Raw genomic sequence first — 26,266 nt, 5'->3', positions numbered from 1 at the left:
ATCCACGCTCCCAAGCACGAAACGTTCGACCTGGTCGCCCGCACCAACACCGATCCGAAGGGCATTGTGCGGGCGGTCGACGTCTACACCGTCGAGCCGTGGGGCCTGTACATGGCACGGCCGACGCCGGGCAGGGCGCAGTTCCACTACATGGAGTCGTGGCTGCTGCCGTCACTGAGCCTGCGCGCCACCGTGTTCCACTTCAACCCCGGCCACGAACTCGATCAGGACTACTACCTCGACGTGGGCCGCTACACGCCAGGAACCAAGACTTGGCAGTCGGAAGACCACTACCTCGACCTGGTCGTTCGCACCGGCGTCGGAGTCGAGCTGTCCGACGTCGACGAGCTTCTCACAGCCGTTCGGCACGGCCTGCTGACCCCGGAAACCGGCGAAAAGGCGGTGCAAACCGCGGTCACCGCGATCGAGGGCCTGTCCAGGCACGACTACGACCTCGACCACTGGCTGGCTGACAACGACATGGCCCTGACCTGGCGGACATAGCAAGCACGAGTGACTCCCGTCCCGTCGGCGATCGCCCTGAGCTTCTGCTGCCCCCGTCGTCAGAGGGTTCTCAGCGTTTTCTCAACGATGGCTTGGCACTATCGGGCCGGTCGGGATCAGCACGCCTAGATACCTGCAGGAGACGTGTGTATGCACTCATTTCGCCGGCGCCACGCCCGGGTCGTCGCTGCAATCTGCGGGCTGGTAGCCCTACTGGTCCTCGGTGTGTCGTCGGCGGCTGTCGATGCGCTGGCTGTATCGCCAAGAGTCGCGCCCTTGTCTAGCTCGATGACCCTGGGCGGCACCTCGACAATAACGACTCCTCCACCCTCGGTGGAGATCGCATCCGCGTCGCCAACAGTGAAAGCGCCACACAAGTAGATCGCGCAGGCACGCAGTACAAACAGAAGTGGTCCTATTCTGTTGGCGCTGTGCGTCTTTGAGGCATGTCGTCGCGGGCTGGAAGGGCGGACATCATCGACGCGGGTCGCAGAGGTTGGCTGCGACTGTGGACTAAGACATCAACGGTGATGTCATCGCGTGAAGCGCTGAACGTGGACGTTTTCGTTTACCGTGGCTGCGCTTGGCTTGTGCGCCAATGACGTTCAGCCGACGCTGGATGGCTTTGCAAACCGGGGCTGACCTATGAGAGGACAAGACAGTGGTCCATCACCTGAGCTATGCCGAGGCTCTGATCATTGGCGCCTTGCAGGGAATTACCGAGTTGTTTCCGGTATCCAGTCTTGGACACTCGGTGCTCATACCGGCGCTGATCGGTGGACAGTGGGCCCGTGACTTGAATGTCTCGACGCCGGAATCGCCGTATCTGGCGTTCATCGTTGGTCTACATGTTGCGACAGCGGCGGCATTGTTGGTGTTCTTCTGGAGGGACTGGATCGCAGTGATCGCGGGCTTTATCAGCTCGGTTCGTCACCGGAGGGTGCAAACTCCTGAGGAGCGGTTAGCGTGGCTGCTCGTGCTCGCGACGATTCCGGTCGGTATCGCGGGTCTGGCTCTGGAGCATCTGTTTCGCACAACGCTGGGTAAACCAGTGCCCGCTGCTGCGTTCCTGCTCGCCAACGGGGTCATCTTGCTTGTCGGCGAGCGGCTGCGCCGGCGCCGCGAGATGCCCTTGGCGGTTACCATGCCGCCCGAAGGGTTTTCGAGTGCCTCGGCAACCCAGCCATCGCCCGAGTCCGTTGTTGGCAGGCTTTCGGCTGATGACCAGCGGATCGCCCGGCAAGCTATGCAGCAGGGTGTGACTATCGGATCAGCCCAGATTCTGGCCTTGCTCCCGGGCATTAGTCGCTCTGGCGTAACGATTGTCGCGGGCCTGCTGCGCGGATTGTCACATGCTGAGGCGGCCCGGTTCGCCTTCCTCCTGGCGACGCCTGTCATCTTGGCTGCCGGTGTCCTGAAGATTCCAGACCTATTCGGGCCGCTGGGCGAGGGAATTCATAGTCAGATTCTGGCGGCCAGCGCCGTTTCCTTTTTGACATCCTTGTTCGCAGTGGGTTTTCTCACCCGGTACTTCGAGACGCGAACCCTCACCCCGTTCGCCGTGTACTGCATGCTTGCCGGTGCGGGCAGCATGATCTGGCTGACAACACGCTGAGATCCTGGGCGGAAATTACCCGTCAGACGAATTCGTGCAGTCAGGACTTCCTCTGAGCCCAAGGATCCCGCGGCTGGCGATTAAGGTCCGACGCTGTCTCTCTTGAGCGTCGATATCGTGCCAGGCTGATTCGTCCTTTGGCCGCAGGGCTGTAGTACCTGCCCGAGCTGACGAAACCAGCGTGGTGGGGGCCGGACTCACTGCGTCGCTTCAAGCCGCTGTGGACGGATCGGACAAGGGGGTCCGGGAAGTGAGCCGCCGTGCCGGGCGACACTGGTTCGGTGACCGCCGCCGTGCTCGGGCCGACGTTGATCGTCGTCTGCGTGGTGATGGCGGTGGCCGCCGCCGTGATCTACCGGCTGGCCGGACTAGGGAAAGCGTGGACCGTACCGGTCGCTGCCGCGCGAGCGGCCGCCCAGTTGGCGGGGATATCGGCGGTATTGGCGGCAGCGATGACGCGGCTGTGGTCATCGATGTTGGTGTTGGCCGTCATGTTCGTTGTAGCCGCCGTCACGGCGGCTCGACGCAGCCAAGCCGACCGCGGATCTTTTTGGTTGGCGGTGCCGCTGGCCGCCGGCTTGGCGGCGGTGATCCCGTTGCTTCTGCTGACCGGCTTAGTTCCCCTCACAGGCGCGGCGCTGATACCGACCGTAGGCATCATCCTCGGCGGCACCATGACCGCTGTCGCCGTCGCCGCGCGGCGTGGCCTCGACACGTTGACACTGCGGCTCGGTGAGGTCGAAGCGGCGCTCAGTCTGGGCATCGTCGAGCGCGATTCCCGCAGACTAGTGATCGAACGGGCCACCGCCGACGCCTTACTGCCCAATATCGATCAAGCCCGCACCGCCGGACTGGTCACACTTCCGGGAGCCTTCGTAGGTGTGCTGTTGGCCACGGGATCGGCGGCTCAGGCTGCCGCCGTGCAGGTTCTGGTACTCATCGGACTTCTGCTGGCCCAAGGCTGCGCTGTCGCGCTAACCGGGGAACTACTCGCGCGGGGTCGTATCAGTCGACGCCACGGTTCCATGAGGTACTAGAGGCAGTAGGGCCTTCAAGGCCGGCAGGCGTCGGATTGGTTCAGATTGTCGGGTGATTGGCGCCCGCCCCCAGAAATCACGAGTTGCGCGCCACGGCAGGCCACTTCGTCGATCACCTCGCGTCGTTGTCCACGGTCCTATTAGCGAATGGTGTTCAGTAGCGCGGTGAGTGTCTGTGTCTCCGTTGAAAGGTCGGGTTGGCTGGCGCGCACCGCGTGAAGAACGCTGTCGATTTGAACGTCGAGTGCGTGCCACGCCGTTTCGTCCATCGGCCGCAGAGTGGCCTCGTCGTCGTCCCATGCGGTTTCGAGATCCGTGATCCTGGTTGTCGCGGCGGTCTGATCGCCGGCTTGCACTTTCGCGAGCGTGTCTTGAGCGATGATGCGGAACTTCGTCATTTCGGCCGGCGGGAAATGCGATTGCGCTTGGCCCGCTGCCATTGTGGCGGTAGCGGGCGACGCGCCGGTCTCTTCTTCGTTATCTGCGGTCGCGTGCGGTCGACCCCCGGCCCAGACGAGTAGCGCCGCGGCGGCTACAGCGACCACAACGAAGTAGGCGTGCATGATCCGTTCGCGATTCGAATTGGCCGGTGCCGCCGCAATATCGGCGCCCTGGCGGTTTTCCATGACATCGACGCGGCTGACTGTCAGGTAGACAACGGTGGCGAGGATCGCGGTGAGGAAGATCGCGCTCGTGACTGCGGTCCCTAAGCCAAGGCCGTGATCAATCTTGGAGGATGCGAGCCAATCGCCGAGGTTTGCACCCAGCGGGCGGGTCAGGATGTACGCGAGCCAGAAGCTCAACACAGCGTTTGCGCCCAGCCGCCACCCGATCACAACGGCGGCAATCAATCCAGCTGGCAGGAGCACCGACATACCAGGTGTCCAGCCAGTGACCTGCAATGTCCAATCACCGGCTGCAGTGCCAAGGGCAAACGTGACGAGAACAGCGAGCCAATAGAACGACTCTCTGGGCCGCGTCACAATGCTGTGGATGGAAAGCGTCCGCTCGCGGGCGTACCAGACGCCGAACACCGCTGCCAGGGCTGCGGCGAAGACGCTTGTACTCACGGCCAATGGAACACCCAGATCATCGGTGAGGATGTCGGTGTAGAGGGTGCCGGTCACGCTGAGCACGACGACGGCAAGCCAGTAGACCAGCGGCACATAACGACTCAGCCACAGCTGCCATGCGAGAACCAAAAGGAGGACTGCGGTGAAGATCAGGGCGGTCGCCGTCAATCCGACACCCAAGGTCATGTTGATCCAGTCGGCGAAGCTCTCACCGACGGTGGTGCACAGGATCTTGATGACCCAGAACCACACGGTGACCTCGGGTACCTTGCTGAACAAGACACGCGAAGTAGCGACGGCATCGGTCGGTGTCGTCTCAGCCACGGGGCCCGACGGTATCGCTGCACCGCTGATAGCACGCTGAGAGCTTGTTAACGCTTGTTGCGGGGACTAGCAATTGTCGCGAAGCGCGGACAGGACCGTCTGGTGACGCCACCGAAGCGTCAGAGCGACCATGAAAGCAAGTTCGCGGCGCGGCGTTGATAGGACGCTGAGATCAGCTTTCGATGCAACAGATTCAACTTTGTGTCGCTGACGAAACGCTGGGAAGGCCTGCGGGATCTAAAGATAACAGCGACATCGGAACGACAGCCCCTACGTCCACGCCTGGCGGACGCAGGGGCTGTCTTCACCCTCCCCAGAGAGAGTTAGTTCATGTTCCAGGGCTCGCCGTAGGTGGTGACGCTGTCACCGGCCTTGGAGATCAGGCGGGCGAACGGACGCAGCAGCACACCACCGGCCGCACCGGTCACCGTGCCGTGCGCGTTGGACACCGCCACCTTGCCGTGCGGACCGGAGACGTCCACCGAGAAGGTCGCCACTTCCTGAATACCGGGGCCGTTACCCAGGTCAGCGCTGATCGACACACCCGGGAACAGGTTCGGGGTAATGATCGAACCCAGCGGGGCGAACCCGTTACCCAACGGCGGCGGCGCGATCGACGCGTCGTCAATCAGGATGTTCGGCGTGGTGTAGCTGAAGTTGATGCCCACACCCAGCGACCACGGGAAGCCGATCTGGTAACCGAGCTCCAACGTGCCCTCAAACTTGTCGGCACCGGGGCCGGCCACGTTGTACACCGCGCTGCCCGAGTGGAACCACTCGCGAGTCAGCCGGTTGCGGTCCAAGGGGAACACACCATTGAGGAAGGTGTCCCACTGCTGGATCGTCAGCGTCCGGTCCTGACCATCAACCAGACTCAGTTCGTTGTCCAGACCTGCGTGAGAGGTGCCAGTGCTCACGAACAGAGCCGCGATGGCCGCAATCGTCGCGATCAGCACCCGACTGATTGCCTTCATGTTGTTACCAACCCTTCTGCCTGGCTCCGTTACACCAGCAGGTCGCTGGTGTCGTTATCGATAGTGAAGTTGTGCTTGTTTCATCGATGACCGCGGACTTCCAACGAGACATCTCTGGCCCTTGCTGCCCCCGCAGCTGAAGTCCCGGCGCAACATCTGATGCGTCGTTGTTCCAACAAGGCTGGCAGTCTGGCAGATCACCGCTGAGAAAACCCCAAGAGCATTCGGCTGCGCGACAGGGTTCGATGTGCTAAGCCGCTAGAGGCCCGCGACGAGAGGAGTGCGACACGCGCTTGCTGCTCGAGTACCCCTCAGCGTTTTCTCAGTGCCGCTCTGTCATCGTGGCGCTGTCGGCGCTAAGTGACGACCGGCCGGCGCACCAAGATGCTCATTCGAGTCCATCGCTGCTCATCGTTGACACCGCAGAGCCGTGGCGTTCTCCCACTAGGCAGGTGCGCCGGCCCCGGCACATGCAGGCGTGGAGATGTCGCACAGACGACAGGGGAGTTCGGTGCAGTGAAGGTGCTGTTGGTCGAAGACGAGGCCCACGTCGCCGCCAGCCTGAAGGTGGGCCTGCGCGCCGAAGGGTTCGTCGTGGTGCACGCCGAGACTGGCACCGAGGGGTTATGGCAGGCGACTGAGCATCACTTCGATGTCATCATCTTGGACATCATGCTGCCCGGTCCGAGCGGCTACGAGATTTTGCGGCGGATCCGGGAGCGCCAGATCTGGACACCAGTGCTGATGTTGACCGCCAAAGACGGCGAGTACGACCAGGCCGACGCGTTCGACCTCGGCGCTGACGACTACCTGATCAAGCCGTTTTCGTTTGTGGTGCTGGTCGCTCGGTTACGCGCCTTGGTGCGTCGCGGCGCACCACAACGGCCCGCAGTCATTACCGTCGGCGACCTGGTGCTTGACCCGGCTCGGCACTTGGTTGCGCGTGCAGGCATGCCGATCGATCTGAGTCCGCGTGAGTTCGGCCTGCTGGAATACCTGATGCGCAACACCGATGCTGTGTGCACCAAAACCCAAATCCTGCAAAGCGTTTGGGATGAGAACTTCGGCGGCGCCGACAACGTCGTCGAGGTCTACATCGGTTACCTGCGGCGCAAGATCGACGTGCCGTTCGGCACCAACACAATCGAAACGGTGCGCGGGGTGGGCTACCGGTTGGAGTCGGGCAACTTGGTCAGCGGTAGCTGAACCGTCACCACTATGCCCTTTCCGGGTTGGTCACCGATCGTGACAGTGCCGCCGTGCGCGGTCGCGATCTCGGCGACAATGGCCAGCCCGAGGCCCGTGCCGCCGCTGGTGCGTGCCCGGTCGCTGTCCAACCGGACGAACCGGTCGAATACCCGGATCCGATCGCACTCGGGAATACCAGGGCCGTCGTCGGCGACCATCACGACCGCGTGCTCGCCATGAGGACGTACGGTCACTTCGACACGGGAACGGGCATGCCGCGCAGCATTTTCCAGCAGATTGCGCACCAGGCGCGACAATGCTGCGCTGTCGCCGCGCAGCTCGGTCGGCTCGGCACTGATATCGATGTCGCGGTGTCCGATGCGACGCTGGCGCACGACTTCACCGGTTGCAATGTCGTCAAGCCGAACCGGCTCGCGGTGCATCGCCAGTCTGCCCTCGTCAGCGCGGGCCAGCAGCAGCAGATCCTCAACGAGGACCCGCATCCGCTCGGCTTCAGGGACGAGGGTGCTCGTCGCCACGTTGAGATCAAATACTTCCGGGTGGGCGACGGCGACATCGAGGGCAGAGATGATCGCCGTCAGCGGGCTACGAAGCTCATGCGATGCATCCCCGACGAATTGGCGCTGGGCCGCATGTCCGCTTTCGATGCGAGCCAACATGTCGTTCATCGTGGTAGCCAGCGCCGAGATTTCGTCGCGTCCGGGCGGCACCGGCACTCGCTCGGTCAAATCAGAGGTGCTGATCTCGGCGACCCGGGCTCGGATAGCGTCAACCGACCGCAAAGATCGGCGCATCAACCGATAGGTCGAAATCGCCGCGACCGCGACTACGACAGGACACGCCCCCGCCAGCAACAGAAGAGCGGTATGCACCGTTGACTCAACGGCCTCGATGTCACCGGCCACCAGCACCGTGTACCGGCCGAACTTCGTATCTATCGTCCGCCCGCTGACGCGCTGATCATTGTCCGGCGGCGCGTCATCGGTAAGACCAACGCGCATCGTCGACCCGATCTCGCTGGGGGCCACCAATGCAGATGCCGGCGTGCCGTCGGAATGCGCCACGACGTTTCCATGGTCGTCGAGTACCTGCACTGCGACGATCCGTTGGTCAGTGTCCAACAGCGGAGCGTCCAGGTCCGCGGCCGAGTCGAACGCCAGTCCGGCCACGACGTCACCGACGCGACGCGATGCAGCATCGTCGACCCCTGCCAGGAGCACCTGATACAGCAGAGCAGTCAATCCGGCGCCCACCACCGCCAGCGCGATGAACACGACCGCTCCGGCGATAAACGCCGAACGAGCAGCGATACTCCACCGCCGAAGTGACAGCCAGGACAAAACGCGGCGCCACCCGGCAATCGGGCGCGTCGCACCGACCTGCCGGAGGCGTGTCGTTTGCGAGGCCACGAACGGTCGATGCCGCGGTTCTGCCGCCTCCGCCCCGTAGCTACCGGTTTGCGTGGAAACTCCCTTCACCGGCGATCCCGATTGTGGCCGCAACATCGCGCGGACGACGCTGAGCCTAGACGCCACTAACGCTTAACGCCCAGGCCAGCCTGCAAAACCGCCGTGGCATTTCTGAAGTGCCTGTACAACCGCAACCGCACGTCCTGGCGGCAGGACCACGCTGTGGTGTCCTCACTGCCAGCCGGAATGACCGCAAGGGCTGGCAACGATGTGGCCACCGGGACGCGTGCGGGTAATGTCGGCTGGCATGAGCTCGACCACCCGGATATGGATGGCTGTCGGGGCCGTGACCGTTTTACTGGCAGGCTCGCAGTTAACCCCTGCGACCGCGCTGGCCGACCCGCCGCCGCCCGAGCCGCAGCCGGTGTCCGCCGACGGGGTGCTGCACAACGTGATCTACCGCGCGCGGGCCGACGGGACGTCGCGGGGTGCGGTGGTCGCATACAAGATCGACGACACGAACGTGAACAGCGAGCAGCCGACGCTGCTGCCGGGAAGCACCTTCGAGGTGAATACGGTGCTGGCCGACCCCAAGCAGGCCGGCATGGAAGTGTCCATTCAATGGCCGTATGGGTCGAATCTGCACTGCGAGATCCTCGTCGACGACGAAATCGTCGCGCAGGCCGATCAGTTCATCGCGCCGAGGCTGCTACGGCCCAAGAACGATCCGCTGTACGGGGTGCTGCAATGCGGAGCGCCCGTGGACACCGCCGTCCCCGGACCGGCCGCGACGAGCGCTGACGCGGCGGCGCCGCCCGCCGAACAACCAGCGCCCGCTACCTAAAGCTACGGCCGCCAGCCCGTGACGTCCGCCCACTCCCACGCCCGCCGGTAGGCGTCGGAAAGCCACCGCTCCTTGGCTTGCACATAGTCGAGTGAGGCTTCCGCACTCCTCTTGACCGCCACGTACTCGTCGCGTGCATCCGCGTTGGCCTTGAGCCATTCGGGGAACAGCAACGCGGCCTGTTGATTCGGCCAACCATCGACCCGCAGATGAATATTGGCGGGCCGACCGGGATCGGCCGCTCCGTGAAATCGCTTGGACCACACCACCGGATCGCCGGTGTGCGGCGCGTCGGTGGTGATGCCTTCGATTCGCGGATAGCCGACGTTCGTGAGCGGGTCCACGAGTTCATCGGCGATATCAAGCGATTCAACCGTCACTTGGATGTCGATGACGTCTTTGCCGTCCATGCCGGGCACCGCCGTCGAGCCGATGTGGTCGACACGTAAAGCCTTTGCCTCGCATGCGGTTTGGATGCGTTTGATGATCCGTTGCGCCTGCTCCGGCCATGTGGCGTCGTACGGCACCACCTTGTAGTCGTATTGCACGCACTGCCGGGTGCGGATGTTGTGCGCCAGCGGTAACACGCGGTTGTACCAAATGTCGCGGGCCTTCTCGACGAGTTCGCCCTGTGACCCCGAATTATCAAGCAGCACATCGGCTATCGCGCGCCGTTGTTCTTCGGGCGCTTGGACCTTGATGCGTGCGCGAGCGTCGGCCTCGTCCATCCCCCGCTGGACGAGCCGAATGACCCGGGTTTCGACGTCGGCGGTCACGACCACAACGAGCGGGAACATCGGGGCCATACCGGTTTCCACCAGCAGCGGGATGTCCTCGACCACGACGGCGTCGTCGTGCACCGCGTCGATGATCTCTTGACGACGCTTGCCCACCAGCGGATGCACGATCTGGTTCAGCTTGGCCCGCTGCTCGTCGTCGACAAACGCCTTGGCGGCCAGCGCAGGCCGGTTCAGCGCGCCGTCGGGCAGCAGGATGTCCTCGCCGAACGTCTCGACCAGCTGAGCAAGCCCCTCGGTTCCGGGTTCGACGACCTCGCGGGCGATGACGTCCCCATCGACGACGATGCCGCCACATTCACTGAACGTGGCGGCCACCGTCGACTTGCCGGCGCCGATACCGCCGGTCAAACCGATGCGAATCATGCGGCAGGCCGGTTAGGCGCTGCCGGCCAGCTTCTCCCGCAGCGCAGCGAGCTGGGCGTCGCTCGCAAGCGAGCCCCCGGCCTGCGGCTCCTCGGATCGCGAGGCGCCGTTTGCCGAGGGCGCCTTCTCGGCCGCAGCGGCCTCGGCAGCGGCGAACTTCTCCATCTGCGCGGTGTGCATCTTGTAGCGGCGCTCCGCCTCGGCGTAGCGGGACTCCCACTCTTCACGCTGCTTCTCGAAGCCCTCGAGCCACTCGTTGGTGTCGGCGTCGAAGCCCTCGGGGAAGATGTAGTTGCCCTGGTCGTCGTAGCTGTCGGCCATGCCGTACTTCCAGGCTTCGAATTCTTCGCCGTTGTAGTCCTCGTTGGCCTGCTTGAGCGACAGCGAGATGCGGCGCCGCTCCAGGTCTATGTCGATGACCTTGACCATCGCGTCGTCGCCGACCTGGACCACCTGGTCCGGGACCTCGACATGGCGCTCGGACAGCTCGGAGATGTGCACCAGGCCCTCGATGCCCTCCTCGACGCGGACGAACGCGCCGAACGGCACCAGCTTAGTGACCTTGCCCGGCACGATCTGGCCGATGGCGTGGGTGCGGGCGAAGTGGCGCCACGGGTCTTCCTGAGTCGCCTTGAGCGACAACGAAACCCGCTCGCGGTCCATGTCGACGTCGAGCACCTCGACAGTGACCTCGTCGCCGACGTTGACGACCTCCGACGGGTGATCGATGTGCTTCCAGGACAGCTCGGAGACGTGCACCAGGCCGTCGACGCCGCCGAGATCGACGAAGGCGCCGAAGTTGACGATCGAGGACACGACACCCTTGCGGATGGCGCCCTTGGTGAGCTGGTTGAGGAACTCGCTGCGCACCTCGGACTGGGTCTGCTCCAGCCAGGCGCGGCGGCTCAGCACCACGTTGTTGCGGTTCTTGTCGAGCTCGATGATCTTGGCCTCGATCTCCTTGCCGATGTACGGCTGCAGATCGCGGACGCGACGCATCTCGACCAGGGACGCCGGCAGGAAGCCGCGCAGGCCGATGTCGAGGATCAGGCCGCCCTTGACGACCTCGATGACGGTGCCCTTGACGGCCTCGTCCTTTTCCTTGAGCTCTTCGATGGTGCCCCAGGCCCGCTCATACTGAGCGCGCTTCTTGGACAGGATCAGGCGGCCTTCCTTGTCCTCCTTGGTAAGGACCAGAGCTTCGACCTCATCGCCGACGGAAACGACCTCGTTGGGGTCGACGTCGTGCTTGATGGAGAGCTCACGGGAAGGGATGACGCCTTCGGTCTTGTAACCGATGTCGAGCAGGACTTCGTCACGGTCAACCTTGACGATCGTCCCTTCGACGATGTCGCCATCGTTGAAGTATTTGATGGTTTTGTCGATGGCGGCGAGAAAGTCCTCGCTCGAGCCGATGTCGTTGACGGCTACTTGCGGCGAGGTGACGGAGGGACTTGGCATGTGGTGGGTTGCTCCGGACAGGTTGGATCGTAGGGACAGTTGTTATTGGTGTTACCCGCGATCGAGCACAGACGGGTACCCGTCGAGGTTACTCGACTGTGCACATGCTGGACAAACTCGGTCTCCCCAGCTGCCAAATCATGATCAGGCCGGGGCTACGCTCCTCTGGTGTCATCCGCAGGCGCTCCGCAGCAACTGCATGCGTACGCTCCGCCGTTTCAGAGGAAGATCCGCAAGGTCGGGGCGCCGTTGGTGGTCCTCATCCTCCTCGGCACCGTCGCGGGGCTGATCGTCATCGTGCTGACGGCGGTGAACCCGGCCGGGACGTCGATCGGGTTCGTCCTGTCCAGCGTGGCGATGACGATCGTGGTGCTCGCGTACGTGTGGTTGGACCGGTGGGAACCGGAACCGCCACGGCTGCTCGTCTTCGCGTTCCTCTGGGGTGCCTCAGTCGCCGTCGTCGTTGCTTCGACGATCCAGATATTCGCCGAATCGGTGATCAACCCGGGTGAGACGGGCGAGGTGAGCTCATTTTCGCTCGTGCTCGGGGCGCCGCTGACCGAGGAGGCGGCCAAGGGCCTTTTCCTGCTGCTGATGATGACTGGCCGGCGCCGCAACGAGCTCAACTCGCTGACCGATTGCCTGGTCTACGCGGGACTCGTCGGAGCGGGTTTCGCCTGGCTTGAGGACATCCTTTACATCGCCGACGGCGCGTCGCTGTCCGAATCGCTTTTCACCGCCGCCCTCCGGCTGATCATGGGGCCGTTCGCGCACTCGCTGTTCACGACGATGTTCGGGATCGGCGTGTACTTCGCGATGCAGCAGCGAAACGCCGCGGCCAAAGCCGGCTGCATCGTGCTCGGCTATCTGGGTGCGGTGTTCATGCACGGGCTTTGGAACGCCTCGTCGCTTGGGGGCGTCGAGGCGTATCTCCTCATTTACGCGTTGTGGATGGTGCCGGTCTTCGTGCTGGTGATCGTGCTCGGCGTGCAGAGTCGCCGCAGGGAGCAGCGAGTTGTCGCTGAAAAGCTGCCCGGCATGATCGCGGCGGGTCTGGTGACGCCCAATGAGGCGAGCTGGCTTGGCTCGATGCGCGCCAGGAAGCTGGCGATCAACGAGGCGACCCGGTCCGGCGGACGGCCCGCGGGCAAGGCGGTCAAGAACTTCGCCGCCCAGGTGGTGGAACTGGCGTTCGTGCGAGATCGCATCGATCGCGGCTTCGGCGATCATCGCGTGTTCGCCTTACAGCAGGAAGAGGTGAACGCGGTCGCGGCCGCGCGGGCCGCGGCGCCGGCCCTGCAGTCGCTGGCCGGTTACCGGTCGCCTTAGTGCGCGGCCGTATCCCAGCTACGGCCGTAGCCGACGCTGACCTCGAGCGGCACGTCCAGCGGGTAGGCGCTGCACATCTGGTCTTTGACGAGCTTCTCCAGAGTGTCGCGCTCCCCCGGTGCGATCTCGAACAGCAGCTCGTCGTGCACCTGAAGCAGCATCCGTGATTTCAGGCCGGCGTCTTTGAGCGCCTTGTCGACGTTGATCATCGCGACCTTGATGATGTCAGCGGCGCTGCCCTGGATCGGCGCATTCAGCGCGGCCCGTTCGGCGGCCTCTCGGACGTTGCGGTTGCTGCTGTCCAGCTCCGGCAGGTAACGCCGCCTGCCGAACACCGTTGAGGTGTAGCCGTCTTTACGGGCCTGGTCGACGACATCGCGCAGGTAGTCGCGCACCCCACCGAACCGGTCGAAGTACTGCTCCATCTGCACCTTGGCCTCTTCGGTCGAGATCTTCAGCTGCGCCGCCAGGCCGTAGGCGCTCAGCCCGTAGGCGAGTCCGTACGACATCGCCTTGACCCGGCGCCGCAGTTCGGGAGTCACCTCGTCGATCGGCACCGAAAACGCCCGTGACGCCACGAACGAGTGCAGGTCCTCGCCAGTGCGGAACGCCTCGATGAGGCCCTCGTCCTTGGACAGGTGCGCCATGATGCGCATCTCGATCTGGCTGTAGTCGGCGGTCATCAGTTCGTCGAAGTCACCCTGGCTGCCCTTGCCGACGACGAACGCGTCACGGATCCGACGGCCCTCCTCGGTGCGGATCGGGATGTTCTGCAGGTTCGGCTCGGTCGACGACAACCGCCCGGTCGCGGCGATCGTCTGGTTGAACGTCGTGTGAATCCGGCCGTCGGAGCCCACCGAGTTCAGCAGCCCGTCCACAGTGACTTTCAACCGCGTGGCGTCCCGGTGGGCGAGCAGATGCTGCAGGAACGGGTGGCCGGTCTTGTCGAACAGCGACTGCAGCGCGTCCGCATCCGTCGTGTAGCCCGTCTTGGTGCGCTTGGTCTTCGGCATCTCCAGCTCGTCGAACAGCACCACCTGTAGCTGCTTGGGCGAGCCGAGGTTGATCTGCTTGCCGATCACCGAGTACGCGGCCTCGGCGGCGTCGCGGATGTGGTTGGCGAACTCGCTCTGGAGCTCGGACAGCTGCTCGAGGTCGACGGCGATTCCCGCCCTCTCCATCTCGGCGAGCACCCGCTGAACCGGCAGCTCCATATCGCCAAGCAGCGACGCGCATTCCATGCGGGTCAGCTCCTGGTCGAGGGCGTCGGCCAGATCCATCACCGCGCTTGCCCGCAGTATCACGGTCTGGACGGCTTGATCGTCGACGCCGTCGGTGTCATCGAGCAGCGAAAGCTGTTGTTGCTCAGGGTTATCCGCGCGCAACTCTCGTTTCAGATAACGCAGCGACAGGTCGTCGAGCGCGAAGCTGCGCTGCCCGGGACGCACCAGATAGGCGGCCAGCGCGGTGTCCGAGGTGACGCCTGCGAGCTTCCAGCCCCGGCCCTCCAGGTCGTGCATGGCGAGCTTCGCCTCGTGCAGCGCCTTCGGCTGTTCGGGGTCGGCCAGCCAGGACGCCAGCGCGGCTTCGTCGTCGGCGGTCAGGGTGGCCGTGTCGATATAGCGGCCGTCGCCGTCCGCAGTGACGATGGCCAGCGCTGTCGCGTCGGCGTCGAACGCCAGATGGGTGCCCACCACCGCGAGGCCTGACCTCTTGCCCTGGCTGTGCTCGGCCAGCCAGGCTGCCAGTTCGCCTGCCTCGAGCGCGCCGCCGCGCACGTCGAAACCCTGGTCGACCTCAGGGTCGGCGGAGGCCAGCGTCTCGAACAGGCGCTCCCTCAGCACCCGGAACTCCAGGTCGTCGAAGAGGCGGTGGATCTGGTCGCGGTTCCAGGGCTGCATGCGCAGCGTGTCGGGCGTCTGCGCCAGCGGAACGTCCTTGACCAGGTCGGTGAGCTCGCGGTTCAGCACGACATGCGACAAGTTGGCCCGCAGTGCGTCGCCGACCTTCCCCTTGACGGTGTCGACATTGTCGACCAGCGCCTGCAGCGAGCCGTATTCGGCGATCCACTTGGTCGCCGTCTTCTCCCCCACACCCGGGATGCCGGGCAGGTTGTCGCTGGGGTCGCCGCGCAGGGCGGCGAAGTCGGGATATTGCTGTGGGGTCAGCCCGTACTTGTCGACGACCGCCTCGGGCGTGAACCGGGTCAGCTCGCTGACGCCCTTGCGCGGGTACAGCACCGTAACGTCGTCGCTGACCAGTTGCAGCGCGTCGCGGTCGCCGGTGACGACCAGCACGCGGTATCCCTCGTTTTCGGCCTGGGTGGCCAGCGTGGCGATGAGATCGTCGGCCTCGAAGCCCGGTTCGGCGAGCACGGTGATGCCGAGCGCGACCAGCACCTCCTTGGTGATGTCGATCTGCCCGCGGAACTCGTCGGGCGTCGACGACCGGCCGGCCTTGTACTCCGGATATTTGTCGACGCGAAACGTCTGACGCGATACGTCGAATGCGGAGGCGATGTGCGTCGGCTGCTCGTCACGCAGCAGATTGATCAGCATCGCGGTGAAGCCGTAGACCGCGTTGGTGGTCAGCCCGCCCTGGGTCTTGAAATTCTCCGCGGGCAGCGCATAGAACGCCCGGTATGCCAGCGAATTACCGTCCAGCAGCATCAATGTCGGCTTCTGGTCCGTCGCGGTGTCGGGCGCCGTCTTTTTGTCGGTAGCGGTGCTGGCTGGGCTCACGGCCCTACTCTATGCACCCGCGCTGACACGCAGTAGTCGCCGAGCTTTGTCGACCAGCACGCGTGCCGCCGGGCTCATCGGACCTTGCGACCGCCATGCCAGCACGAGCCGTCCGCGCAGTTGCGGATCGATCGTCAGCGCATGCAGTTGGGAGCGACCTCGCGGGACCGACGCAGGCACGATCGCCACACCCAGTCCTCGCTCGGCGAGGTCGGCGACTGCCAGCGGTGTGCTGGCCTCGAACGCGATCCGTGGGGACACGCCCGCCCTGGCGCAGGCGATGTCGAATTGATGTCGGATGCCTGCTCCGACGGGCAGCGTGATCAGCGGCCGGTCGGCCAGATCCGTCAATCGGACCGTCTTTCGCTTGGCGAGCCTGTCGGTCAGGCAGACGGCCGCCTGGATGGCCTCGTCCGTGACCACTTCCACGTCGAGGCCTTCGGGTTGTTCATCGGGCCCGACAGAGGCAATCGCGGCGTCCAGCCGGCCGGTGCGCACCTTCTCGATCAGCGCGTCGGAACTGTCTGTGCTGAGCGTGATTTCGACGTTCGGGTGTTTTTCGTGAAAATCGGCCAGCAGCGCTGGTATGTCGACGCTGTGCGATGTCACCGCGCCGATCGTCACGGTGCCGCGAACCAATTGAGTGAGCTCCTCGACCGCGAGATGGATGTCGGCGACGGCCGCGAGCGCCGCCTTGGCATACGGCAGCGCGGCCTCGCCCGCTGCGGTCAGCCGCACGGTGCGGCGCGACCGGTCCAGCAGCGGCTGGCCGAGTTCGCGTTCCAACCGCTGGATCTGCGCGCTGACAGCCGGCTGTGCGACGTGGATGCGCTCGGCCGCTCGCGTGAAGTTGGCCTCCTCGGCGACGGCGACGAAGTATTCGAGCTGCCGAAGTTCCATAAGCAATGATTATAGTTTCTGGCTCAAATCGATATTGGACTTATAGAGCCTCGCCGCCGACCCTGGATATCGAGGGAAGGAGGACAACATGACTGACGTATTGATTGCCGGAGCGGGTATCGGCGGCCTGACCGCCGCATTGACGTTGCATGCCCGCGGCATCGATTCGACCGTCGTGGAGCGTGCATCGGAACTACGGCCGTTGGGGGTCGGAATCAACCTGCTTCCGCATGCCGTCAGCCTGCTCTACGAGCTGGGGCTTGGTGAGGAGCTGTCGCAGGTCGCCGTCGCGCCCACCACGATCTCGTATTTCGACACCGACGGCGATCTACTGTTCCGTGAGCCACGCGGAATCGATGGTGGCTACGGCTATCCGCAGTATTCAGTACACCGCGGCGAGCTGCAGATGCTGTTGCTGTCAGCACTGCGAGAACGGCTGGGCCCCAACGCCGTTCGTACGGGTGCCGAGCTGCACAGCTTTGACGAATCGAACAGCAAGGTGCGGGCGCACACGTCGGCCGGGGACTTCACGGCGGATGCGCTCGTCGGCGCCGACGGCATTCATTCGGCGGTGCGGGCGCAGCTGCATCCAGAGCCGGATCCGTTGTTGTGGTCGGGCGTGCGGATGTTCAGGGGTGCGACTGCAGGCGAGTTTCTCGACGGCCGCACGATGGTGATCGTCAAGGACCCGCAGGGTGTCGACCTCGTCACGTATCCGATCGGCGGCGGCCTGATCAACTGGGTCGTCATGATGCCAGAAGCGGATCCCGGACCGCTGCCCGGCGACGCGAAGTGGAACAAGCCCGGCGACAAGTCCGAAGTGGTAAAGCACTTGGAGAGTTGGGATTTGGGCTTCCTGGATGCCGCCGATCTAGTCGGCCGCACGGAGCCCGTTTTGGAGTATCCGATGGTGGACCGCGACGTGCTGCCGTGGTGGGGACGCGGACGGGTGACGCTGCTCGGCGATGCGGCCCATCCGATGTATCCCGTTGGCGCCAACGGGGGTTCGCAGGCGATCGTCGACGCGCGGGTGCTCGCCGACGAGCTGGCCGATGATTTCGACGGCGGCTTGCGGTCCTACGAGGACATCCGTCGTCGTGAGACCGCGGACGTGGTCGAGGCCAATCGCGAGATGCATGTCGCAGGCGCGACCCAAAGGCCGGAGGATCTGGCCCGGGTGACCGGCAAATATCGTCAGGACACGCAAGCGGACAAGGTGCGCCGATGACCACATATGTCCTCGTGCCCGGCGCCTGCCACGGCCCGTGGTGTTTCGACGATCTGGCCGACGCGTTGCGCTTGCACGGGCACCGGGTGGTGCCTGTGGCGCTGACCGGTGTTGCGGAACGGGCGCACTTGTTGCACGCCGGTGTGAATCTGGAAACCCATATCGCCGACGCGCTGGCGGAGATGGCGGTTCACGACGTCAGCGGCGCGGTGCTCGTCGGGCACAGTTACGGCGGCATGGTGATCACTGGCATCGCGGATCGTGTTGCACACCAAGTAGATTCACTGGTCTATCTGGACGCGTTCGTGCCGCGGGACGGCGAGTCGTGCTGGACGCTGACGACCGACGAGCAGAGGGAGTGGTACACGTCCGTGGACGACACGGGTTACGGCGTTCCGCCACTGCCGTTCTTCGATTCCCGCGCCACCGCGCACCCACTTGCGTCGCTGATGCAACCCGTCCGGTTGACGGGCGACCTGTCCGAGTTCCGTCGCCGCGTCTACGTGTATGCGGCGAAGTGGGACGGCAAGTCGCCGTTCGCGACGACATTCGCGCGAGTGAGTCGCGATCCGTCCTGGGACACGCAGGTGCTCGACGGCGCGCACAACTTGATACGTGACTGCCCCGACGAACTCCTGCAGATCCTGCTGGGCGTCTAGTAGGGCCGTGCCCCCGGCTCGCCCGGGGCAGCTCCGGGCGGCGAAGCGAGCTGGCCCGTGCGGATCCAGTCGATCGCCATGTCGACAGGGTTCTGCGGGTCGACGAACACGGCGAGCTTCGTGCCCGGCTGTACCCGTGCGACATGCATCTGCGCGACGACCTCGTCGAAGACGGCGCCGTAGACCGGGGTGCCGTTTTCGCGCTCGACACGTCCCTGGACACGCAGCACGGGAGACATGTTCATGTACGACCCGACCTGCCATACGCCCTCGACGGTGACGGTGGCGCGCAGACCCGCACCATTCGTCAGCTGCGCATGGCGCATCATCTTCATGCCGATCTCGGTGGCGTTGGCCGCTTCGTGCATCTGGTTGGGGATGTCGGCGATCTGGCCGAAGAACGACGACGGCCGCCCCTGCGACTCGAGGTATTGCTTGTTGGCGCCGTACATCCGCGCCCAGTCCTTGAACGGATTAGGCATGTCGACCAGTCCCGGTCAGTAGCCGAGGAACTTGCGGAACTGCTGTCCGACGGCCATCGACTGACCCATCCGCTGCACCCAGCCGTCGAGGGCCGCCTTGGTGTCCGCCGGATTCCAGCCCTTCTCCTGGGCGATGGCGATCATGCCTGCCTCGTCGGTGACGCCGCGGGCCTGCGCGTCGCGGGCCAACTCCGCGTAGTCCTGCAGCGAGATCCCGTTGATGGGCTGCCAGATCGGATCGTCCGATGCGACCGAACGGGTGGACGGGCCGCCCAAGATCGACGGGTCGATCGGTCCGGCGCCCTTCACGTGCACCATGCCGTCACCCTGCTGCGGTGCGGTCGGCTGGGCGAATGCCTGTTGTGCCTGCTGCGCCGCCTTCTTCGCCTTGTCGAACAGTCCCATCGGAGGTCTCCGTTTCTTTCGGGTCCCGGTGTTGCCCGGGACGCTACCCGGCGATAACTGCACACGGGCCGGTTCGCTACCGATCCCAAACTTCCCTCCGCGCGCCGTGAAACTGGAACACGTTTCAGTTTCGCGGCGGGAGTCGGTACGCTGACCGCGTGTCAGCTGTATCTACTCAACCGGCGATCGATGGCTGGTTCGCGACCGACGGGTCTGGTGAGCCGTACCTGATCGGCGGCAAGTGCCACCAGTGCGGGACGTACGTGTTTCCGCCGCGGGCCAACAACTGCCCGAACCCTGCCTGTGATGGCGACGAACTGGCCCAGGTGCCGTTGTCGCGGCGCGGCACGCTGTGGAGCTACACCGAAAACCGGTATGCCCCGCCGCCGCCGTATCCGTCCCCAGATCCCTTCGAGCCGTTCGCCGTTGCCGCCGTGCAGTTGGCCGACGAAGGGCTGATCGTGCTGGGCAAGGTGGTCGAGGGCACGCTCGCGGCGGACTTGAAGGTCGGCATGGAGATGGAGCTGACCACCATGCCGCTGTTCGTCGACGACGACGGTGTCGAGCGCATCGTCTACGTGTGGAGGATTGCCTCATGAGTCCCGAACCTCTGTACATCCTCGGTGCAGGCATGCACCCATGGGGCAAGTGGGGCAACGACTTCACCGAATACGGCGTGGCCGCGGCGCGGGCCGCATTGGCCGAAGCAGGGCTGGACTGGCGCCAAATCCAACTCGTCGCCGGCGCCGACACCATCCGCAACGGCTATCCCGGCTTCGTCGCGGGAGCGACGTTTGCGCAGAAACTCGGGTGGAACGGCGTGCCGGTGTCGTCGTCGTATGCCGCGTGCGCCAGCGGTTCCCAGGCGCTGCAGAGCGCGCGGGCGCAGATCCTCGCCGGGTTCTGCGACGTCGCACTGGTGATCGGCGCCGACACCACTCCGAAGGGGTTTTTCGCCCCGGTTGGCGGCGAGCGCAAGAACGACCCGGACTGGCAGCGTTTCCATCTGATCGGTGCGACGAACACGGTGTATTTCGCGCTGCTGGCGCGTCGCCGCATGGACCTCTACGGCGCCACGCTGGAAGACTTCGCCGCGGTGAAGGTGAAGAACTCGCGTCACGGCCTGAACAACCCCAACGCGCGCTACCGCAAGGAAGCCTCCGTCGACGATGTGCTGGCCAGCCCAGTGGTGTCGGATCCGCTTCGGCTGCTTGACATTTGCGCAACGTCTGACGGCGCGGCCGCGCTGATCGTCGCGAGCGCCGAGTTCGCGAAGAAGCATCTGGGTTCGCTCGACGGTGTGCCGTCGGTGCGCGCGGTGTCGGCGGTGACGCCGAAGTATCCGCAGCACTTACCCGAATTGCCCGACATCGCAACGGATTCCACCGCGGTGGTGCCCGCACCGGATCGGGTGTTCAAGGATCAGATCCTCGACGCCGCCTATGCCGAGGCGGGTATCGGGCCCGAAGACCTGAGCCTGGCCGAGGTCTACGACCTGTCCACGGCGCTGGAATTGGATTGGTACGAGCATCTCGGCTTGTGCCCGAAGGGTGAAGCCGAACAACTGTTGCGCAGCGGCGCGACGACCATCGGCGGCCGCATCCCGGTCAACGCGTCCGGCGGCCTCGCCTGCTTCGGCGAGGCGATTCCTGCACAGGCGATCGCGCAAGTCTGCGAGCTGACCTGGCAGCTGAAGGGCCAGGCCACTGGTCGCCAGGTGGAGGGCGCCAAGGTGGGTGTGACCGCCAACCAGGGGCTGTTCGGCCACGGCTCGTCGGTCGTTGTCGCTCGCTAGGCAGTTCGAGCAATACGGCCCCTCGCACTGGGGCGTCATCGCGGTGTTCGTGGTCGGCGCAGCCTTGCTGGTGTGGGTCGGACGCAAGCAGACCGAACCGCAGGCAAGGCGCCTCGGCCGCGTGCTCGGAGCAGCGACAGCTGTCATCTACGCCGCGATCCTCGTCTACACACTCATCCCGCCGTCGATCTATCGGTCGGTACCGCTGCAACTGACCGACCTCGCGACCGTTGCCGGCGCCATCGCCTTGTGGTCGCGGCGGCACTGGGCCTACGCGCTTACCTACTACTGGGGCCTGGTGCTGAGCACCCAGGCGTTGATCTCACCGGCTCTCGAGAGCCCGGACTTCCCGCACTACCAATTCATCGCATTCTGGGCGATTCACCTGCTCGTGGTCTGGGCCGCGATCTATCTGACGTGGGGTCGGGGTATGCGGCCCACATGGCGCAGCTATCGCATCGCGGTCATCGTCACGGCGGGGTGGGCGGTCGTCACGTTCACGTTCAACACGATTGCCGGCACCAACTACGGATTTCTCAACCGCAAACCCGCCACCGCGTCGCTGCTGGACTTCTTCGGGCCGTGGCCCGTCTATGTATTCGTCGCCACCGCGCTGATACTCCTCACCTGGGCAGTGATGACCTGGCCGTGGCAGCGGATACGGGTCTCGGGCTAGCCTCGGGTGATGGCAGATGACTGGGCGCCGGCCGCGTGCACGCTGCCGACGTCTGAACGCCCGCTGCGGGTGGCGGAGTTCGACGACCTGTTCACCGGCGTCGTGCGAGCCGAGCGGCGCGAGCCGACGCTGCTGAACCTGGTTCTCCCCGGCGACGCCGAGGCCGCCGCTCGCGATCTGGCGCGACGCGAAAGCGAGTGCTGTGCGTTCTTCACGTTCGAGTTCGAATCGGTCGCCGTCGGTGTCATGATGCACGTCGGTGTTCCTCCGGAGCGTGCCGAGGTGCTCGACGCGCTTGAGGCACGCGCAGCCGCGAAATGACCGAAACCGTTGTCGTCAGAGTTAAACCCAATAGCCGAAAGGGTCCGTTGGTCGAAGCTGGTGACGACGGTGAACTAACTGTCTACGTCCGCGAGCCAGCTGTCGAGGGCAAGGCGACCGACGCCGTCGTGAAGGTGCTTGCCAAGCATCTAGGTGTTCCGCGCAGCCGCGTAGAGCTGATATCTGGCGCGACATCACATGTTAAGCGCTTTCGGGTGGGCTGACCCTGCGTCGAGAGTACGGTTTCTGACGGATTTCGGTCAATTTTCGTCACTTTGCGCACTCTGGACGAATCCAGCGTCAGGCCACGCCGAGGTAGGCGGCGCGAATGCTGTCGTCCTCCAACAACTCTCGCGCATTGCCGCTGCGGGTCACTTCCCCCGTCTCCAAGATGTAGGCCCGGTCGGAACGGCTCAGCGCCTGTTGCGCGTTCTGCTCGACCAACAACACCGTGGTGCCTTGTGAGTTGATGTCGGAGATGATCTTGAAGATTTGCGAGATGACCATCGGCGCCAGGCCCATCGACGGTTCGTCGAGCAGCAGCACCTTGGGCCGCGCCATCAGCGCACGGCCGATGGCCAGCATCTGCTGCTCACCGCCGGACAGCGTGCCGCCGACCTGGTTCTTGCGTTCGGCTAGCCGGGGAAATGTCTCCAGGACCCAGTCCAGTCGCTCCTTGTGTTCCGCCTTGGTCGCGAATTTGCGTCCGTAGCAACCCATTTCGATGTTTTCGGCGACGGTCATGCCAGGGAACACGCCTCGGCCCTCCGGGGCCTGGATGAGACCGTCGGTTACCCTGTTGTGCGCCTTGACGCGTGTGATGTCGCGGCCGTCGAACCAGATCGAGCCGGATGTCAGCGGCCGCAATCCCGAAATCGCGCGCATCATCGTGGTTTTGCCGGCCCCGTTGGAGCCAAGCAGCGTCACCAGTTCGCCCTCGTGCACGACCAGCGACACGCCGTGCAGCGCCTTGATGCGGCCGTAGTGCACCACGACATCGCGTGCCTCGAGCAGAACGGGACGGTCGTCAGCTGACGTCATCGTCGGGCACCCCCAGGTAGGCGGCAATGACTTTCGGATCCTCGCGTATCTCGGACGGCAGGCCGTCGGCGATCTTGCGGCCGAACTCCAGCACCACGATACGGTCGGTGACGCCCATGACCAGCCGCATGTCGTGTTCGATGAGCAGCACCGTATAGCCGTCGTCGCGGATCTTGTGGATCAGGTCGATCAGCGCGGCCTTCTCGCTCGGGTTGAACCCGGCGGCCGGTTCGTCGAGGCACAGCAGCTTCGGCTCGGTGGCCAGCGCGCGGGCGATCTCGAGCCGTCGCTGGTCGCCGTATGGCAGGTTCTTGGCCTTCTCTTCCCCGCGATGCGCAATGCCCACGAAATGGAGCAGGGCCGCAGCGCGCTCGATCGCGGTCTTCTCTTCCCGACGGTGCCGCGGTGTGCGAACCAGCGCACCCGGCACCGACGTCTTGTGTCGCGCATCGGTTGCGACGACGACGTTCTCAAGCGCCGACATCTCTCCCCAGAGCCGGATGTTCTGAAACGTGCGGGCAATACCCTTGCGGGTGATCTGATGGCGTTTGATCCGGCCCAGCGGTGCCCCGTCGAAGATCACCGTGCCCGAGCTCGGCCGGTAGACACCGGTAATCGCGTTGAAGCACGTGGTCTTTCCGGCGCCGTTGGGGCCGATCAGACCGAGAATCTCCCCGCGGCGGATGTTGAAGGTGACCGAATCAAGTGCGACGAGACCGCCGAATTGGACCGTCAAATCCTTTGTCTCCAAGAGGACTTCGCCCTCGGCGGCATGAATTTCGCGGTGGACGCCTGCCAGTTCTTCGATCGTCATGCCGCTGGCTCCTTCTCCCCTGGCGGCGTTCGCAGGAGATCGCGAGCGGCCCTTCCGTAGGCGAGCAATTGCTGACGGACAGGGAACAGGCCCTCGGGACGGAAGATCATCATGACGACCAGGGCAAGGCCGAAGAACAGGTATTTCAGGTCGCCCATGTTGATGCCGAGGAAATGCACGCCCAGCAGCCGGTTCGGCAGGTACACGATGATGAACGCCCCGAATATCACGCCCAGCTTGTTGCCCTGCCCGCCGAGCACCACTGCGCACAGGAACAGCATCGAGTTGATGATGTTGAAGCTCGGCGGCGCGACGTATTGCACCTGACCCGCGTACAGCGCTCCGGACAGCCCGCCGATCGCGGCTCCCATCACGAACGCCCACAGTTTGAACCGGAAGGTGTTGACCCCCATCACTTCCGCGGCGTCCTCGTCCTCCCGGATGGCGACCCATGCGCGGCCAACGCGGCTGCGTTCGAGGTTGCCGACGAGTAGCAGGATCGCGACGATCAGCACGAGGCCCAGCCAGAACCACCAGGTGCCGTAGTTGGCGTGGCCGGAGGAGTTCGCGCTGGAGAACACGCCCTCGGGCAGCCTCTCGCTCTCCCCCAGCCGTGGATACGCGACCTCGTTGAGGCCGCGCGGGCCGTTGGTGATGTCAGACAGGTTGTCGGCCATCAGCCGGATGATCTCGCCGAAGCCGAGCGTGACGATCGCCAGGTAGTCACCGCGCAGGCGCAGCGTCGGCACGCCCAGGATCAGGCCCGCAAGCGCGGTTATGGCCATCGCCAGCGGCACACACGACAGCCACGCCCACGGTGCGCTGAACGGCCCGGACGATGCGAGCTTGTTCCACGGACTGTCCGGGCTGGTGAGCAGTGCGACGGTGTATGCGCCGACTGCGTAGAAACCGACGTAGCCCAGGTCGAGCAGGCCGGCCTGGCCGACCACCACGTTGAGCCCGATCGCGATGATCGCCACCATCGCGAACTGGGCCATGGTGCCGCCGAAGCTGATCCCGGGAGTGTTCAAGAAGGGCGGCGTGTACAACGGCAGAAGGGCGAGCGCGCCGAACAGCAGGATTCCGAAGCCCCACTTCTGCACCCGGGACAGGCCGTCCCACCATTCCCGTAGACGGTCGCCCGGCGCGAGAACTTTGTCAGTGACGCTCATGCCCGTGCCTTCCCGAGGCTTTCACCGAGTATCCCGGTCGGCCGGAACAGCAGCACGAGAACGAGCAGGACGAACGCCACCACATCGCGCCACTGGGTGCCGAACACGGCCTGGCCGTAGTTCTCCATGATGCCCAGCAGCAGACCGCCGAGTAGCGCACCGCGCAGGTTGCCAATGCCGCCGAGCACCGCCGCAGAGAACGCCTTGATGCCCAACAGGAATCCGCCCGAGTAGATGATGCCCTGCGGCACCTTCAATGTGTAGAGCAGCGCCGCGGCGCCGGCGAGCAGCCCGCCGATCAGGAACGTCGTCATGATGATGCGTTCTCGGGACACGCCCATCAGCGTCGCGGTCGTCGGGTCCTGTGCGACGGCACGGATACCGCGGCCGAACTTGGTCCGGTTGATCGCGAAATCGGTGAGCGCGGCGAGGATCAGCGCCGCGACGATGATCACGATGGTGATGTTCGAGACCGAGGCGCCGAAGACGGTGAACTGAGTCTTGGGTTGCACCAGGATGATCGGTTGCTGGGCGTTGCTGCCGCCATATCCCTTGATGATGTGCGGCAGGATGAAGTGCACGAATTCCTGCATCACGAATGACGCGCCGATCGCGGTGATCAGGAACGTCAGCGACCGGGCGTTGCGTCTTCGCAGCGGCCGGTAGGCAACGAATTCCAGCCCGACCGCCGCCGATCCCGACACCAGCATCGCGAACAGCATCGCGATCCCGAGGTACAGCACCGTCAACGCGATGCCCTTGTTATAGGCGTTGCCGCTGGGGGTGAACCCCATGATGACGTCGAGAGCGAAGTACGCACCGAACATGCCCAGCATGAAGATCTCTGAGTGGGCGAAGTTGATCAGCCGCAGCACGCCGAACACCAGCGTGTAGCCGACGGCCACCAGCGCATAGATCGCGCCCCACGACAGTCCATCGATCGTCAACTGCCAGAAGCCGATTCGCAGGCCTTCTAGGTTGAAGTTGATGTTGGCGGCCAGGCAGGCGTACTCGGCTCCGTGATCTAGGCACGCGTGAATCATCCGGTGAGCGGCTCCTCGCGAAACGGGTCTTTAGCGAAAACGCGTCC

General features: G+C 64.6%; 26 protein-coding genes. 13 read left to right on the top strand and 13 right to left on the bottom strand.

All coding sequences use genetic code 11. The features are described 5' to 3' along the window. From ACWW36_RS22825 to ACWW36_RS22815, 3 genes are all read left to right on the top strand, one after another. Positions 1–504 carry a DUF402 domain-containing protein gene (locus ACWW36_RS22825; RefSeq protein ID WP_456142587.1) on the top strand — a complete coding sequence of 168 codons (504 nt, stop codon included), beginning with the start codon at positions 1–3 and terminating at the stop codon, positions 502–504. A 661-nt stretch (positions 505–1,165) separates the two neighbouring features. Beyond that, entirely contained in the window at positions 1,166–2,119 is a 954-nt protein-coding gene (locus ACWW36_RS22820) for an undecaprenyl-diphosphate phosphatase (RefSeq protein ID WP_456138237.1), read from the top strand. A gap of 329 nt (positions 2,120–2,448) precedes the next feature. Beyond that, positions 2,449–3,156: an ABC transporter permease gene (locus tag ACWW36_RS22815; RefSeq protein ID WP_456142586.1), complete on the top strand. Its 708-nt coding sequence runs from the start codon at positions 2,449–2,451 to the stop codon at positions 3,154–3,156. 140 nt (positions 3,157–3,296) lie between these two features. Here ACWW36_RS22815 and ACWW36_RS22810 read toward each other — a convergent pair whose 3' ends face one another. Both ACWW36_RS22810 and ACWW36_RS22805 read right to left on the bottom strand, forming a co-directional pair. Beyond that, positions 3,297–4,553, bottom strand: coding sequence for a COG4705 family protein (locus ACWW36_RS22810; protein WP_456138236.1), 1,257 nt, complete (start codon positions 4,551–4,553; stop codon positions 3,297–3,299). 323 nt (positions 4,554–4,876) lie between these two features. Beyond that, positions 4,877–5,527, bottom strand: coding sequence for an MspA family porin (locus ACWW36_RS22805; RefSeq protein WP_456138235.1), 651 nt, complete (start codon positions 5,525–5,527; stop codon positions 4,877–4,879). 516 nt (positions 5,528–6,043) lie between these two features. Between ACWW36_RS22805 and ACWW36_RS22800 the strand changes: the two genes are divergently transcribed. After that, a complete protein-coding gene (locus tag ACWW36_RS22800; protein ID WP_456138234.1) occupies positions 6,044–6,733 on the top strand; it encodes a response regulator transcription factor in 690 nt (229 codons plus the stop codon). Here the strand turns inward: ACWW36_RS22800 and ACWW36_RS22795 are convergent. After that, on the bottom strand, positions 6,694–8,097 hold the full coding sequence (locus ACWW36_RS22795) for a HAMP domain-containing sensor histidine kinase (RefSeq protein ID WP_456142585.1): 1,404 nt from the start codon (positions 8,095–8,097) through the stop codon (positions 6,694–6,696). The two genes, ACWW36_RS22800 and ACWW36_RS22795, sit on opposite strands and share 40 nt — an antisense overlap. A gap of 355 nt (positions 8,098–8,452) precedes the next feature. On the opposite strand from ACWW36_RS22795, the gene ACWW36_RS22790 reads away from it, so the two are divergent. Next, positions 8,453–8,989 carry a hypothetical protein gene (locus ACWW36_RS22790; RefSeq protein WP_456138233.1) on the top strand — a complete coding sequence of 179 codons (537 nt, stop codon included), beginning with the start codon at positions 8,453–8,455 and terminating at the stop codon, positions 8,987–8,989. Between the two features lie 2 nt (positions 8,990–8,991). Here ACWW36_RS22790 and coaE read toward each other — a convergent pair whose 3' ends face one another. Both coaE and rpsA read right to left on the bottom strand, forming a co-directional pair. Beyond that, complete coding sequence (coaE, locus tag ACWW36_RS22785) at positions 8,992–10,152, bottom strand: dephospho-CoA kinase (RefSeq protein ID WP_456138232.1); 1,161 nt, start codon at positions 10,150–10,152, stop codon at positions 8,992–8,994. A 12-nt stretch (positions 10,153–10,164) separates the two neighbouring features. After that, complete coding sequence (gene rpsA, locus ACWW36_RS22780; RefSeq protein ID WP_456138231.1) at positions 10,165–11,613, bottom strand: 30S ribosomal protein S1; 1,449 nt, start codon at positions 11,611–11,613, stop codon at positions 10,165–10,167. Positions 11,614–11,781: 168 nt separating this feature from the next. Here rpsA and ACWW36_RS22775 point away from each other — a divergent pair, with 168 nt between their 5' ends. Then, complete coding sequence (locus ACWW36_RS22775; RefSeq protein ID WP_456138230.1) at positions 11,782–12,942, top strand: PrsW family intramembrane metalloprotease; 1,161 nt, start codon at positions 11,782–11,784, stop codon at positions 12,940–12,942. On the opposite strand, the gene polA is transcribed toward ACWW36_RS22775, so the two are convergent. Further along, positions 12,939–15,611 carry a DNA polymerase I gene (polA, locus tag ACWW36_RS22770; protein WP_456142584.1) on the bottom strand — a complete coding sequence of 891 codons (2,673 nt, stop codon included), beginning with the start codon at positions 15,609–15,611 and terminating at the stop codon, positions 12,939–12,941. The genes ACWW36_RS22775 and polA overlap by 4 nt on opposite strands. 81 nt (positions 15,612–15,692) lie before the next feature. Continuing rightward, complete coding sequence (locus tag ACWW36_RS22765) at positions 15,693–16,583, bottom strand: LysR family transcriptional regulator (protein WP_456138229.1); 891 nt, start codon at positions 16,581–16,583, stop codon at positions 15,693–15,695. 88 nt (positions 16,584–16,671) lie between these two features. Between ACWW36_RS22765 and ACWW36_RS22760 the strand changes: the two genes are divergently transcribed. Both ACWW36_RS22760 and ACWW36_RS22755 read left to right on the top strand, forming a co-directional pair. Beyond that, positions 16,672–17,811 (top strand): FAD-dependent monooxygenase, encoded by a 1,140-nt coding sequence (locus ACWW36_RS22760; protein WP_456138228.1) that lies wholly within the window; start codon positions 16,672–16,674, stop codon positions 17,809–17,811. Beyond that, a complete protein-coding gene (locus ACWW36_RS22755) occupies positions 17,808–18,470 on the top strand; it encodes an alpha/beta fold hydrolase (RefSeq protein ID WP_456138227.1) in 663 nt (220 codons plus the stop codon). Before ACWW36_RS22760 ends, ACWW36_RS22755 begins: the two co-directional genes overlap by 4 nt. On the opposite strand, the gene ACWW36_RS22750 is transcribed toward ACWW36_RS22755, so the two are convergent. Next, positions 18,467–18,952, bottom strand: a complete 486-nt coding sequence (locus ACWW36_RS22750; RefSeq protein WP_456138226.1) for a hypothetical protein — start codon at positions 18,950–18,952, stop codon at positions 18,467–18,469. The two genes, ACWW36_RS22755 and ACWW36_RS22750, sit on opposite strands and share 4 nt — an antisense overlap. Before the next feature lie 15 nt (positions 18,953–18,967). Next, entirely contained in the window at positions 18,968–19,357 is a 390-nt protein-coding gene (locus ACWW36_RS22745; protein ID WP_456138225.1) for a hypothetical protein, read from the bottom strand. A gap of 158 nt (positions 19,358–19,515) precedes the next feature. On the opposite strand from ACWW36_RS22745, the gene ACWW36_RS22740 reads away from it, so the two are divergent. Genes ACWW36_RS22740 through ACWW36_RS22720 form a run of 5 tightly spaced genes read left to right on the top strand, consistent with a single transcriptional unit; the run spans position 19,516 to position 22,373 of the window. Then, a complete protein-coding gene (locus tag ACWW36_RS22740; RefSeq protein WP_456138224.1) occupies positions 19,516–19,956 on the top strand; it encodes a Zn-ribbon domain-containing OB-fold protein in 441 nt (146 codons plus the stop codon). Continuing rightward, positions 19,953–21,152 (top strand): lipid-transfer protein, encoded by a 1,200-nt coding sequence (locus ACWW36_RS22735; protein WP_456138223.1) that lies wholly within the window; start codon positions 19,953–19,955, stop codon positions 21,150–21,152. The genes ACWW36_RS22740 and ACWW36_RS22735 overlap by 4 nt, the downstream gene beginning before the upstream one ends. Further along, the gene (locus tag ACWW36_RS22730) at positions 21,139–21,828 is read left to right on the top strand and encodes a YwaF family protein (RefSeq protein ID WP_456138222.1); all 690 of its coding nucleotides are present in this window, start codon (positions 21,139–21,141) and stop codon (positions 21,826–21,828) included. Before ACWW36_RS22735 ends, ACWW36_RS22730 begins: the two co-directional genes overlap by 14 nt. A 9-nt stretch (positions 21,829–21,837) precedes the next feature. Beyond that, on the top strand, positions 21,838–22,149 hold the full coding sequence (locus ACWW36_RS22725; protein WP_456138221.1) for a hypothetical protein: 312 nt from the start codon (positions 21,838–21,840) through the stop codon (positions 22,147–22,149). Further along, positions 22,146–22,373, top strand: coding sequence for a DUF167 domain-containing protein (locus ACWW36_RS22720; RefSeq protein ID WP_456138220.1), 228 nt, complete (start codon positions 22,146–22,148; stop codon positions 22,371–22,373). The genes ACWW36_RS22725 and ACWW36_RS22720 overlap by 4 nt, the downstream gene beginning before the upstream one ends. A gap of 76 nt (positions 22,374–22,449) precedes the next feature. Here the strand turns inward: ACWW36_RS22720 and ACWW36_RS22715 are convergent, their stop codons facing one another. The 4 genes from ACWW36_RS22715 to ACWW36_RS22700 are packed head-to-tail and all read right to left on the bottom strand — an operon-like array spanning position 22,450 to position 26,219. Further along, entirely contained in the window at positions 22,450–23,190 is a 741-nt protein-coding gene (locus ACWW36_RS22715) for an ABC transporter ATP-binding protein (RefSeq protein ID WP_456138219.1), read from the bottom strand. Then, a complete protein-coding gene (locus ACWW36_RS22710; RefSeq protein ID WP_456138218.1) occupies positions 23,177–24,004 on the bottom strand; it encodes an ABC transporter ATP-binding protein in 828 nt (275 codons plus the stop codon). The genes ACWW36_RS22715 and ACWW36_RS22710 overlap by 14 nt, the downstream gene beginning before the upstream one ends. Next, positions 24,001–25,176, bottom strand: coding sequence for a branched-chain amino acid ABC transporter permease (locus ACWW36_RS22705; RefSeq protein WP_456138217.1), 1,176 nt, complete (start codon positions 25,174–25,176; stop codon positions 24,001–24,003). Before ACWW36_RS22705 ends, ACWW36_RS22710 begins: the two co-directional genes overlap by 4 nt. Further along, the gene (locus ACWW36_RS22700) at positions 25,173–26,219 is read right to left on the bottom strand and encodes a branched-chain amino acid ABC transporter permease (protein ID WP_456138216.1); all 1,047 of its coding nucleotides are present in this window, start codon (positions 26,217–26,219) and stop codon (positions 25,173–25,175) included. The genes ACWW36_RS22705 and ACWW36_RS22700 overlap by 4 nt, the downstream gene beginning before the upstream one ends. Positions 26,220–26,266: the final 47 nt, after the last annotated feature.

Source organism: Mycobacterium sp. MMS18-G62 (genome assembly GCF_053877835.1).
This window is presented reverse-complemented; position numbering and strand designations above follow the sequence as displayed.